Here is a 12,396-nt window from a genome sequence, read left to right as displayed (position 1 = left end):
TCCAGATGCCTCCGCAGCAGCCCCAGCAGTGCTCGGAATCCGGGTCGCAGTACGAGTCCCCTTCCTGGCACGGCCACGTCGGGTTGCCCCGCGCGGCCCGGACCGGTGGCGCGGGCGCCAGAGGCGGGGCGGGTGGCGCGGGGGCCTTCGCGTGGGCCGGGGGCACCTGCTGCTCGGCCCGCTGCTTGACCACGGCCCGCAACAGGCCGAGCAGGACGGCACCTTCGGGCGTCCCGGGGTCCTTGAGCTGGAGGCCGACGAGATGGTGGGTGTGGTCGTCGCAGGGCACCTCCCGCAGCACTTCGACGCGGTCGACGAGCGCGACGGGAACCGACACCCAGTTCTTGCAGACGGTCCCCGGCGCGAACTGGAGGGCGCCCTCCTCCTCGCCGGCCTTGACCATGCCGACGAGGGTGAGGGGCGTCCCCACCGTGCCGTTGGCAAGTGCCTGCCGGAACTCTTCTCCGCTGTACGAGCCGTTCATGAGGGCCTCCCAGTCGCCAGTGGCATGTGCGGCGGGAGCATGCCCGTACGGCCCCACCGTCATCGGCGGACCGGAACCGAACATCCCTTCCGTCACCCACCCGCACCGGGGGCGTGCACCGGCGCTGTACGGGTGGATTGGACTACGGCGCGGAGAGGGCGGCCTGGGTGGAGAGGGCGGTGTAGGCCGCTTCGGCCTGCCGTCCTGCGGGGGTTTCGGTGGGGGCGTGGGCGAGGAAGTCCCGGGTGCTTCCGGTGAAGGTGATGGCGCCCTCGGTGAGAACGGTGACGTGGTCGGCCTCTTCGGCGAGGTCGGCGACATCATGGGTGGACATCAGCACCTGCACCTCGTCGGTGGCGAGGTGGAGGATCAGGTCGCGGAAGACGCGGCGCTGGGTGGGGTCCATTCCCGCGGTGGGTTCGTCCAGGAGAAGGACCCGGGCGTCGTGGACGAGGGCGGAGGCCACACCGACACGCCGTAGCTGCCCTCCGGAGAGCTGTTTGGCCTTCGTGTCTCCGCGTTCCTTCATCTGCACCCGGCCCAGGGCGGCGACGGCCGCGTCCCAGGCGTCGGCGCGGCTCATGCCTTTGAGCCAGCCCGTGTAGGCGACTTGTTCGCGGGCGGTGAGGCCCGTCATCGCGGTGATGGTCTGGGGCATCCAGGCGACCTTGGTGCGGTACTCCCGTGCCGTCGAGGACAGGCGGCCCAGGCGCACGGCACCGGTGGCGGGCTGGTTGACGCCGGCGGCGAGCTTCAGCAGCGTGGATTTACCGGCGCCGTTGGGGCCGAGCAGGACAGTGAAGCCGTGCGGGGTGGTGTAGGTGAGCCGGTCGAGGATGCGGGGCTTGTTGCGGCCGTAGGCGTAGGACACGGCATGGAGTTCAACGGGCATGGCTCGGGCGGCCTTTCATGGGGTGCGGCGGATGCGGGCCTGGGCGATGAGGCCGCCGAGGAGGACGATCAGGCATACGCCGAGGGCGGGAAGGCTGGACGGGGCGTGCAAGGTCACCGCCCACGGCCAGGGGCGGTGGTAGTCCGAGTGGCCCAGGAACATGATGGCGAACACCCATCCGACAGGTGCCGCTGTGGCCGCCTTGGGGTGCGCTGCTCCGGCGAGCAGCATGAGGCCGGTGAGGAAGGCGGTGTTGCGACCGACCGTGGTCGCCTCGTCTGATCCCGCAGCCGCGCCGATGGCCACTCCGGCCGCCGCCACGGCGCACACGCACGTCAGGACGGCAAGCATGTCGAGACGGCGCAGGTTCCGGGTGGCCACTGCTTCGGCCTCGTCCAAACGCTGAGTGAGGCAGTGGGCGAGGGTGGAGGTGATCAGGAGAGGGGTGAGCTGCATGAGAAACACCTGGTTGGCACCGGCGGTCAGCATTCCGGGCAACTCGATGGACCGGTCGTGCGCGAGGGCGACGACGAGGACGCATACGGTGACGCCGGGCAGAAGCACGGGGAGCAGGCGGCGGGCCTTGATCCACCAGATCATGACGTGGTCCCGTGGCCGACGAGACGGCAGGCCTTGGCCTGCTCTTCGTGGAACCAGTCGGCCTGCTGCTTCGCGGGGAGCTTCAAGGCGTCGCCTGCGCGTTGGGTGACCTTGTTCAGGACCTGTCGGGGGTTCTGGAATACCCCGCCGTACTCCCCTTTGCGCCAGGCCGTGTAGGGCCGGTCCGCGTCGATGACGGCGGCGGCCCACAGCATGGCCGCGTCGTGGTTGACGACGTAATCGGCCGAGCGCGCCGACTCGAAGGAGGCGGGGAAGGCACACGGGAAGGTGACACTGTGGCGCAGGACCGCGTACCGGACGGCGGTCATGCCGCCCCCTGTCTGCCCGGCCTGCCGGGAGAGCGGCAGCCACCAGGTGGTGTCCGACGAGGCCTTGCGGTCGCGGCCGTTGAGGAGGCTGTCGGACACGGTGGCGGGCATGCGCACGTTGACTCCGGCGGCACGGAGCTTGGCCGTCGACGTCACGACCTGCTGACGTACCTGGTCGAGCTTCTCCACCGCGCCGCCGGTTTCCGCCATGCACACCCTCGGTGCGCTGCCGGTGCAGCGGGCGGCGGCGTGATGGGAGGTGACGGGGCCGTCCGCGATGTCCCAGGCCCCAGCGGCATGGGCGCAGGTGCTCATGAGCCCCACGGCTGCCACCGCGGCGCCGCCGCGTATCGCCCACCGACCTTGGCCTGCCGTACGGATCCACCATGCGGCCGCCGTCGCTGCCGGCGCGGCGACGAAGAGGAAGGGGACGAGAAGAGTGACGGCGCCGTATTCCTCGCCGAACCCGAGGGAGGTGTCCGGCTGGCCCGAGACGTGCCTGGGCCAGGTCGGGTCGTCGTACTTCACGGTCTCGACGATCACGTAGAACACGGCGACGGCGGACAGCGGTGCGCTGATCATGCGCGGGGTGAGGTGCCCGAGGGCACAGCCGATCACCGCGTACGCGCAGACGATGCCCATGGCCATGATCAACGGGGCCAGTGCGGCCGGTGTCGGCACGAGTCGGGTTTCTATCAGGCGCATCGCGACCGGCAATGCGAGCACCAGCCAGCCCGCGGCGACCACGGGCGCCAGCATGTGGGCGGCCACGCGGTGGCGGGACCGGCCCGGCGCGAGTTGCCACACCCCGTCACGCTTCAACCGCCCGCCCTCCCACACGGCAAGCCCGAGGGTGATGGCATAGGCGAAGGCGTAGAAGTAGGACAGCGCGACTTCGACCTGCTCGGGTGCCCACAACGGGCCGTTGACGACTTCCTGGTAGGAGTCTTCGAAGTGCAGGGCGTAGAAGTAGTAGAAGCCAATGATCCCGAGCCAGATCGGCGCGGTCCACAAGGCCGGGGTGGTGCGCAGTCGGGTGCGAAGGTTCAAGGGAAACGAGACCGCTCTGTGGAGGAATGGGGGAAGCCGGGAAGCGCGCGGGCGCTTCCCGGCTCTGCGTCATGCCGCTTCAGCCGTGACTAGTCCGCCTTTGAGGTGTCGACGTAGACCTTCTTCACGGAAACAGCGGTCCGGCTGTATTCGGAGTCGTTGTGCTTGGGAATGGTGAAGTAGCGGTTGTCGCCATTGGAGACATGCGTGTCCCACTCGCCCCTTGAGGTCTTGCCCGAGCCCTTGAAGCAGTTGGTGAAGCGCTTCGAGCCCAGGCTCTTGTCCAGGCCGAATGGAACGGCCTGGTGCAGCTGCACATGCAAGGACCTACCCAGCGCGCCTTCCAGGGTGCAGGTGGTGAACTTGATCTCGGTGTAGTCGTTGTCCGACCAGTGCCTGGACTCGTGGTTGCTGGGCAGCCAGCTGTCGATCTTGCTGGGGAAGCTCCGGGGCTCGACCCCGTCCTCGGTGGGGGCCGGTAACTCGAACAGGCCCTCTTCATCGAGGCTTACAGTGCCGGCGTCGTCAGTGATGTCGACGCTGTCACCGACAGGGTTGGTGTCGTCGGCGGTGGCGGTCGAGGTGAGCAGCGTGGTCGCCGCGAGGGCGCTCACGAGGGCCGCGGAGGTGCGTGCGAGTATGCGGCGTCTGGCCGCAGCGGTAGCCATGGTTTGAGAAGTCCCCCTCCAGAGAATGGCCTTGGGCACGGTGGAGTTCCCGCTCGAGACGGTGAAGGCCCTGTGCCCGTCAGGTGAAGATCACACAACCAGGTGGTGTCATCACCCACCGTGATGGAGGCCACACTTCCGTGCCGGCGGCTGAATATGGCTGGTACCGGTTAGTGGCTGATATCGGCGAGTGAAGGTGACCAGAAATCGGAGCCTCGGCATTCCGTATCCGGCAGGGCACATCGGCGCTCCCACAGAGAGCGGAAAAGGCTGAGAAGGAAACCGTGGGGCTAACGGCCCAGGATCGAGCCGAAGTCCGAGCCCGAGCCGAGGAACATGCCTGCCGCGATGAGGATCATCGTGGCCGGGAGCATGAAGACCAGGGTGACCATGGTTGCCTTGGGGATGGTCTTGGCCGCTCTGCGGCGGGAGTTCTGGGCGTCCGTGCGGCGCATGTCCGTGGCCAGTTGGATGAGGGTGTCCGCGATGGGGGAACCCAGTTCCTCGCCCTGTTGGAGGGCCGAGACGAACTGGGCGACCTGTTCGGAGGCGTTGCGGCGGCGGAGGTCGTCGAAGGCCTGGCGGCGGCTGACGCCCATGTCCATCTGGCGCAGGGTGATGCGGAGTTCGTCCGCCCACGGGCCCTCGTAGCGTTCGGCCACCCGGTCCAGCGCCTGGCGGAAGCCGAGGCCCGCCGAGACGACGACCGCGAGGACGTCCAGGAAGTCGGGGAGCGTGCGGTCGATGACCTCGCGGCGTTCGCGGATGGCCTGCCAGATCAGGGCGTCCGCCGCCGTCGCGCCGAAGGCGAGGGTCAGGAGGGCGAGGAGCGGAGAGCCGTTCGTGAGGAAGATCAGGCCCAGGAGCACGCCGAAGACGCCGTAGACCGCGCGCCGCGCCGCGTAGCGGTCGATCGTCAGGCCGCCGGGGTTGCCCGCCATGTCGATCCTGCGGCGCTTGGCGTCGACCCGTTTGGGGCCCATCAGACGCAGGACCAGCGGGGCGAAGCGCATGCCCAGGCGGTCCACCGCAGACCCCGCCGCCGAGACGCGGGTCGCGCCGACCTCCAGGGCCACGGCCAGGTCGGAGGGCAGCTTCGCGTCCGCGCGGTACATGCGGACGCCCTGGCAGACGCCCGCCACGGACAGGCCCATCACGGCGGCCAGAGCCAGTGCCAGCATCGTCGGAAACCTTCCTACACTTCGATCTTGCCGAGGCGCCGGATCACGAAGAAGCCGACGCCGTAGAGGCCGAGCGAGATCAGGATCAGGGTCTGGCCCAGCGGCGAGCCGGTCACCCGCTCCAGCGCGCCCTCGTTCGAGGAGTTGATCAGCAGCAGGGAGCCGAGGCCGAGCAGCGGGACCGTGAAGGCCGTCGCGTGGACCTCCGACAGCATCGTGCGGACCTCACGCCGCGTCTCCTTGCGGTCCTCCAGCGTCTGCGTGAGATTGCGCAGGGAGTTGACCACCGTGCCGCCGGCCTTGTTGGACAGGACCAGCGTCGTCACGAGCACTATCAGCTCCCGGGACGGGAGGCGTTCGGCCAGCTCGCCCAGCGTGTCGTCGATCGAGCGGCCGAGCGTCAACTGGTGTGCCACGTGCGAGAGTTCCTCGCCCGCCGGGGCCTCCAGCTCCTCCGCCGCCATGGCCAGCGACGTACGCAGGGCCAGGCCCGCCGCCGTCGCGTTGGCCAGGATGCGTGCCACGTCGGGGAGTTGGTTGATGAACGCCTCGATGCGCTTCTGGCGCTGCCAGTTGAGGAAGGCGACCGCGCTCCACACCGCCACGAGACCCGCGATCGGGCCGAAGAACGGGGCCAGGGTCGCGGCCGCGATCAGCCACAGCGCGGCGACGACCGCGACGACGTACGTGAAGAACTCGCCCGCCGTCAGGTCGAGCCCGGTCGAGGAGAGCCGGAGCTGGATCGCACGGCCCAGGCGGGTGCCGCGCAGCCGCCGGTCGACGGCCGCGAAGCGGCGGGCGCGGCCCGGCGGCCCGCCGTCGCCCGCGCCCGGACCGAGCGCCAACCGGTCCACCAGCGCCTGGCGTTGGGCCCGTCCCGACGCGTACGCGTGCACACCCGCGACCGCGAGCGTGCCCGTCAGGATCGTGGCGCCGAGCGCGAGGAGGGCAGGGTTGTTCATCCGATCGCTTCCCTCGTGTTCAGTACGTCGATGGCCTCGGCCACCCCGTACGCCGGCGGCACCGGTTCGTTCGCGACGTACAGCTTGTCGGCGATCTCGCGCGGCAGCGGCAGATGCTCGAAGTAGCCCTGCACGACGCGGTCGGGGCCCAGCGGGCGGGCCACGAAGCGGGTGACCGGCACGATGCGGAACTGCTGGCGGCCGTGCGAGACGAGCAGCACGATCTCGGAGATCCTCCGGGATCCGTCGGCGTGCCGCGTGAGCTGGATGACCACGTCCACGGCCGAGTTGATCTGGTCCTTCAGCGCCTCGAAGGGGATCTGCACCTCCGACATCGAGCCGAGGGTCTGCAGCCGCATCAGGGCGTCCTCCGCGGTGTTCGCGTGGACGGTGGCGAGCGAGCCGTCGTGGCCCGTCGACATCGCCTGGAGCATGTCGAGGGTCTCGCCGCCGCGGACCTCGCCGACGATGATGCGGTCGGGGCGCATGCGCAGGGAGTTCCTGACCAGGTCGCGGATGGTGATCTGCCCCTTGCCCTCGACGTTCGGGGGCCGGGACTCCAGACGGATCACGTGCTCCTGCTGGAGCTGGAGCTCCGCCGAGTCCTCGATGGTGATGATGCGCTCGTGGGCCGGGATCAGGCCGGAGAGCGCGTTGAGCAGGGTGGTCTTCCCGGAGCCCGTGCCGCCGCTGACGATGAGGTTGAAGCGGGCGCGGACGAACGCCGCGAGCAGCATCAGCATGTGCTCGTCGAGCGAGCCGAGGCCGATGAGTTCGGGGAGCGTGTACGCGCGCGGGAAGCGGCGGATGGTGAGCGTGGCGCCGGTCAGCGCGAGCGGCGGGATGATGACGTTGACGCGCTCGCCGGTGGGCAGGCGGGCGTCGACCATCGGGTTCGACTCGTCGACGCGGCGGTTCACGGTGGAGACGATGCGTTCGATCGTCTGCATGAGCTGGTCGTTCGAGGCGAAGCGGAGGGGGAGCTGTTCGACGCGTCCGGCGCGCTCCACGAAGATCGAGTCGGGGCCGTTCACCATGATCTCCGTGATCGAGGCGTCGGCGAGGAGCGGTTCGAGCACGCCGAGGCCGAGGGCCTCGTCGACGACGCGGCGGATCAGCTGGGCGCGTTCGGAGGTGGAGAGGACGGGGCCCTCGCGGCTGATGATGTGGCCCAGTACGCGTTCGAGGCGGACGCGGCGGTCCGCCGCCGCGAGCGAGGACATCTCGGCGAGGTCGATCTCCTCCAGGAGCTTGGCCCGGTAGACGGCGACGAGGCCGTCGTCCCGGCTGGGCTCGGTCTGGTGGGTGGGGGCCACGCGGTCGCGCAGGCTCATGTCGTCGTTCGACCTCCTTCGGCGGTTCGGGTACGGGATCGGCGGTTCGGGTAAGGGAATGGCGGTTCGGGTACGGGAGCGGGCCTCTGCGGCGGCGGGGGTTCAGTCGGCCGCGTCGTCGTTCGGCATCGTGGCCTCCTTGGTGACACTCCAGTTCGTGTCGACGAAGGGGAGCAGGGTGGGGACCTGGACCTCCACGGTGGCGGTCGTCGTGGCGCCGCCGTCGCTGACGCCCACGGAGGCGGTGAGTCCGCCGTCCATGGCCGCCTGGCCCGCCGCCTCGCCGGAGTTGCCCTGGGCCGCGGCGCGGGCCGCGGCGCGGGCGCCGGACCCCGCCTGGTTGGCGGCGTAGCCCACCAGGCCGAGCTGGATCGCGGCGAGGCCCACGAGGAGGAGGACGGGGAGGAATCCCGCGAACTCCAGGATGGATACGCCTCGGTCGCCCCAGCGGCCCTGTGGGGACGCCTCCGTGTCCGCACCCGGCGCCGCGGGCGCGGCGGAAGGAACGGTCCTCATTCGTCCTCCCCTTCCTTCGCCGCCCCCGCCTCCCCGTTCACGTGCCACCCCGCGTCGAAGCCCGGGAAGAAGACCGGCACGTCGACCGAGACACGGGCCTTCCAGACCGTGCCCTCGTCCGTGCAGGAGACCGACGCGGCCTGCCAGGCGTCGGGGAGGTGTTCCTTCGCGGCCGCGTCGCACGCGCCCCCCGCGCCCTCCCCCGCCGCGTACGCCGCCGTCGCGGCCCTCGCCGCCTCGTCCGCCGCGTTGCCGGCGAGGGAGTACGTGTAGCCGTACAGGGCGCACTGCCAGAGGATCGTCATGACCACGAGCAGCAGGGGGAACATGCCGGCGAATTCGAGGGTGACCGCGCCCCGGTCGCCCGTCGGGGCCTTGCGTCGCAGGGAGAGGCCGCCCCGCTTGGCGCCGGCGCCCGCCGCCTCCGGGTCGACCAGGCCGAGCTCGCCCGCGAGGCCCCACAGCGCCTGCTTGACCGAGGAGCGGCTGTCGAGGTCCTGCATGCGGCCCGCGTCGACGGCGGCCTGGAGCTCCTTGAAAGCGGCGGGCACCGTGGAACGGGCCGTCCGTGTGCCGGTGACGCGCTCCACCAGGGAGGGCTGGATCTCCGAGCCCTTGCCGTGGCGGTTGACGACGGTGACGGTCTCCTCGGCCTTGCGGATCTGGAGGCGGTCCCAGAGCCGCACCATGCGCTTGGCGGCGCGCACGGCCACGACGTCGGGGGTGACCAGCAGCACGGCCTGGTCGGCGAGTTCGACGGCGGTGGCGCTCGCGCCGGTGACGTAGGCGCCGCAGTCGACGACCACCACGTCGTAGCGGGCGCGCAGGGCGGCGACGGTCTGGCGGGCGACGCGGTCGGTGACCTCTTCGCCGCGCTCGCCCTCGGCGGGGGCGAGGAGCAGGCCGATGCCGGTCTCGTGGGTGTATATGGCGTCCTGGAGGACGCGGGGCGTGATGTCGCTGATGGCGGCGAGGTCGGCGACCGAGCGCCGGAACTGGACGTCGAGATAGGAGGCGATGTCGCCGGACTGCAGGTCGAGGTCGAGGAGGGCGACCGTGCGGCCCGACGCGCGCGCGGCGAGGGCGAGCTGGACGGCCGTCAGGGTCGCGCCGACGCCTCCCTTGGCGCCGCTGACCGCGACGACGGTGCCCGCGCCGCCGGGCCCGGCGCCCGGACCGGTGCCCCCTCCCCCGTACAGCTCCAGGCCCCCGCTGCCGAGGTGGCGCCGCATCCCCGTCGACCAGGCCGCCGCCGCCTGGACGCGCTCGGCGAGGGCGTCGTAGGCGAGCGGGAAGCCGACGATGCCGCGCGCGCCGGAGTCCATGGCGGCGGTGAGCAGTCCGGGGCTGGTGTCGGCGGTGATCAGGACGACGCCGACGGCGGGGAAGCGCAGGACGAGGTCCCTGATCAGGTCGAGGGCGGGGACGGGCCCGATGCGCTCGTGGACGAGGACGACCTCGGGCAGCTCGTCGACCGACTCGGCGGCGAGGTGCGCGAGGGTGTCGAGCAGCGCCGTGGAGTCGCCGACGGGCAGGGCCGGTTCGGCGTCGGGGAGCTGGCCGGTGAGCGTGGACAGGGCGCGGGCGGCCTCGATGTCCCCGACGGCGGGGAGGATCCGGATGGCCATGCGGACCTCCTACTTGTCCTCGTCGAGGGTGTACGTGCGGTCGCGGGGCGGCACGGTCGCGTCGCCGCCCGCGCCGACGAGGGCGAGGCGGACGTGCGTGGCGAACGACTCGGCGTAGGCGACGCGCTGGGCGTCGGCCGTGCCGAGCGCGAAGGTGATCGGCACCGCCTCGGTTGCCTTGCGGCGGGTGCGGTCGTCCTGGTCGGGTTCGAGCGGGGTCAGCTTGCCGACGTCGAGCACCTTGGCGCCCTCCACGATGACTTTGGACTGGTCCTTCGCCTGGTCGCTCTCGCCCTTGAAGGTGGCGTAGATGTTGACCGTCGAGCCGGGGGTGATCTTCCCCGCGACGCCGGTCGACGCGTCGATCATGATGGCGATCTCCTGCTGTCCCGGCCCGAGTTCGGGGCGCTTGACGATCATGTCGGACTGCAGCAGCGAGCCCTTGCGCAGCTGGGTGACGGCGATCTTGCCGCGGACGTCGCGGAGGTCGGTGACGGCGTTGTCGGACAGCCAGCGCTCGGGCATCTCGACCTTCTCGAACTGGTCGGCGGACAGCTCCTTATAGGGCGCGATGTCGTCCTTGAGCTTGTACGCGGAGGTCTCGGGGCCCACCTTCGAGTTGACGTCGCGGATCACCGACAGGACCCCCGCGAACGCGCCGAACGCGCACAGGACCGACAGGACCAGCAGGATGACGCCGCGGCGCTGGCGTGAGTTCATGGGCCGGACTACCTCGATCGGGTGCGGTTGGCTACGGACAGTGAGCGGGGTGGCGCGTGATCGGTCGTCGGTCGCGTACGGCGTACGGGGGCGGGTGCCGGACTAGGTCGCGCCGCGCGGCAGGGCGGTGGCGGCCCGTGGCAGGGCGGTCGCGCTGCGCGTGAGGGCGCGCACCGGTGGCGCCGGGCGTTCGGAGGGCGGCGGCAGCGGGGCCGCGCAGAACGCGCAGCGGTCGCCGATGAGTTCGAGGCCGCACCAGTGGCAGTCGTCGCGGCGGACGGACGAGACCAGCTGGTAGAGGACGGAGATGTCCGGGATGGCCGCGGCGAACTCGACGAGCTTGCCGGTGGCCCACCAGCGCGCGGACTCGGCGGGCAGGCGCGCCTCGGCGACGCCGGTGGAGTGCCAGGCGGGGGCGAGGGTCTCGGTGACCCATGCGGATGCCAGCTGCCCCGGAGCGTAGAGCATGCGCGTGCCGAAGCCCGGCCCCGGCAGGCTCGCCTCGCCGCCGCCGGAGACCTTGATCAGCTCGGGCCGCGGGGTGGCGAGGACGGCGAACTGGGCGCCGGGCACCCAGGACTTGGCGTGCGACTGGAGGGTGACGGGGACACGGTCGAGCCGGGCGACGGAGCCCAGCAGGGCGCCGGCGTAGATGTAGTGGGAGAGCAGGCGGGCGGCGGAGGCCAGGACGCCGGGGCTGAAGTCGCAGACCGACAGCTGGCGCAGCTGCAGGGCCAGGACGGCGAGGCCGAGCGGCGGCAGGTCGGAGCGGACGATGGCGATGCGGTCGCTCTCCAGGACCGAGCGGACGGCGTGCAGGCGCTGGGCGACGGAGGCGGGCGCGGAGGCCGGGCACAGGGCGACCACATAGCCGTGGTGCTCGATGAGGGTGTGCATTTCGGTGAGCGCCTGGTCCAGCGAGTACGACCGCGGGGACCGCACGGCCGACTGCAGGACGGCGGCCGACGGCGTGTGCCGGTCGGGTGACGGCAGCACGAGGTCGGGGCCGGTGACGGCTATGGCGGTCGGCAACGCGTACACCCCCGGTCGTCGTGCACTCCTGCCTCAGCACCATATCCAGGTGATGGCCGCCTCAACACCCAACTTCCCACTGTTCACGTGGAGGTGGGCCTGTCCCGGCGGGAAGCAAGTGGTGTTTGAGGCCTTGACAACTCAATTGGTCTGGACCAGCTTGTACGACCAAGCGGGGTCGCGTCAGTCCTGAAACGGCCGAGCGGAACGCGACCCGGCGAACAGCGGTGGCCACCGCTCCAGCGTCCTGTCCCCGACCTCACGACCCCTGGATCTCGACTTCCCCCCTCCTCACGACTCCCCCCACGGAGGCAGCAGTGGACCGCATACGCAGGAGAAGGACGGGTGCCGTCGCCGGCACCCTCACCGCACTCGCCCTCGCCGTCACCGGCCTGTTCGCCGGCGGCACGGGCACCGCGGCGGCCGACACCCGTGCCGTCCCCCAGCACGCGGTGACCGGTTACTGGCAGAACTTCGACAACGGCGCCCAGGTGCAGAAGCTGGGCGACGTGCAGGACGACTACGACATCATCGCCGTCGCCTTCGCCGACGCGACCGGCACACCGGGCCAGGTCACCTTCAACCTCGACTCGGCGGGTCTCGGCGGCTACACCGTCGACCAGTTCAAGGCCGACATCAAGGCCAAGCAGGCGGCCGGCAAGTCCGTGATCATCTCGGTCGGCGGCGAGAAGGGCGCGGTGGCGGTCAACGACGCGGCCTCCGCGTCGGCCTTCGCGGACTCGGTGTACGCGCTCATGCGGGAGTACGGCTTCGACGGCGTCGACATCGACCTGGAGAACGGCCTCGACTCCACCTACATGACGCAGGCGCTCAAGTCGCTCGCGGGCAAGGCAGGTTCGGGCCTGGTCCTGACGATGGCGCCGCAGACCATCGACATGCAGTCGCCGTCGAACGAGTACTTCAAGACCGCGCTCGCCGTGAAGGACATCCTCACGGTGGTCAATATGCAGTACTACAACAGCGGTTCGATGCTGGGCTG

General features: G+C 70.8%; 12 protein-coding genes and 1 pseudogene. 1 reads left to right on the top strand and 12 read right to left on the bottom strand.

Annotated features, from left to right (window positions below; all coding sequences use genetic code 11):
- From AOK22_RS32330 to AOK22_RS32275, 12 genes and pseudogenes are all read right to left on the bottom strand, one after another.
- Positions 1-484 (bottom strand): annotated as a pseudogene (locus AOK22_RS32330) (hypothetical protein); the annotation flags it as partial.
- 142 nt (positions 485-626) lie between these two features.
- Positions 627-1,376 (bottom strand): ATP-binding cassette domain-containing protein, encoded by a 750-nt coding sequence (locus tag AOK22_RS32325; protein WP_055702268.1) that lies wholly within the window; start codon positions 1,374-1,376, stop codon positions 627-629.
- Between the two features lie 15 nt (positions 1,377-1,391).
- Positions 1,392-1,976 carry a hypothetical protein gene (locus tag AOK22_RS32320; protein WP_055702267.1) on the bottom strand — a complete coding sequence of 195 codons (585 nt, stop codon included), beginning with the start codon at positions 1,974-1,976 and terminating at the stop codon, positions 1,392-1,394.
- Entirely contained in the window at positions 1,973-3,355 is a 1,383-nt protein-coding gene (locus AOK22_RS32315) for a hypothetical protein (protein ID WP_063795382.1), read from the bottom strand. The genes AOK22_RS32320 and AOK22_RS32315 overlap by 4 nt, the downstream gene beginning before the upstream one ends.
- 89 nt (positions 3,356-3,444) lie before the next feature.
- Complete coding sequence (locus AOK22_RS32310; protein ID WP_157872341.1) at positions 3,445-3,969, bottom strand: hypothetical protein; 525 nt, start codon at positions 3,967-3,969, stop codon at positions 3,445-3,447.
- Between the two features lie 344 nt (positions 3,970-4,313).
- Positions 4,314-5,204 carry a DUF5936 domain-containing protein gene (locus tag AOK22_RS32305; protein ID WP_055702264.1) on the bottom strand — a complete coding sequence of 297 codons (891 nt, stop codon included), beginning with the start codon at positions 5,202-5,204 and terminating at the stop codon, positions 4,314-4,316.
- Between the two features lie 14 nt (positions 5,205-5,218).
- On the bottom strand, positions 5,219-6,166 hold the full coding sequence (locus AOK22_RS32300) for a type II secretion system F family protein (RefSeq protein ID WP_055702263.1): 948 nt from the start codon (positions 6,164-6,166) through the stop codon (positions 5,219-5,221).
- On the bottom strand, positions 6,163-7,500 hold the full coding sequence (locus AOK22_RS32295; RefSeq protein WP_055702262.1) for a TadA family conjugal transfer-associated ATPase: 1,338 nt from the start codon (positions 7,498-7,500) through the stop codon (positions 6,163-6,165). Before AOK22_RS32295 ends, AOK22_RS32300 begins: the two co-directional genes overlap by 4 nt.
- Positions 7,501-7,602: 102 nt before the next feature.
- Complete coding sequence (locus AOK22_RS32290; RefSeq protein WP_107102087.1) at positions 7,603-8,016, bottom strand: TadE family protein; 414 nt, start codon at positions 8,014-8,016, stop codon at positions 7,603-7,605.
- Positions 8,013-9,644, bottom strand: a complete 1,632-nt coding sequence (locus tag AOK22_RS32285) for a CpaE/TadZ family protein (RefSeq protein ID WP_055702261.1) — start codon at positions 9,642-9,644, stop codon at positions 8,013-8,015. Before AOK22_RS32285 ends, AOK22_RS32290 begins: the two co-directional genes overlap by 4 nt.
- 9 nt (positions 9,645-9,653) lie before the next feature.
- Positions 9,654-10,364 (bottom strand): Flp pilus assembly protein CpaB, encoded by a 711-nt coding sequence (gene cpaB, locus AOK22_RS32280; RefSeq protein WP_055702260.1) that lies wholly within the window; start codon positions 10,362-10,364, stop codon positions 9,654-9,656.
- 102 nt (positions 10,365-10,466) lie between these two features.
- Positions 10,467-11,405, bottom strand: coding sequence for a hypothetical protein (locus AOK22_RS32275; RefSeq protein WP_063795381.1), 939 nt, complete (start codon positions 11,403-11,405; stop codon positions 10,467-10,469).
- Positions 11,406-11,713: 308 nt separating this feature from the next.
- Here AOK22_RS32275 and AOK22_RS43190 point away from each other — a divergent pair.
- A partial coding sequence (locus AOK22_RS43190; RefSeq protein WP_341845625.1) for a glycosyl hydrolase family 18 protein occupies positions 11,714-12,396 on the top strand: 683 nt, incomplete at its 3' end.

The sequence above is a fragment of the Streptomyces silaceus genome, from assembly GCF_001419745.1.
GTDB lineage: Bacteria > Actinomycetota > Actinomycetes > Streptomycetales > Streptomycetaceae > Streptomyces > Streptomyces silaceus.
Note: the sequence above shows the minus strand (reverse complement) of the source record. Positions and strands in the feature narration are given on the sequence as shown.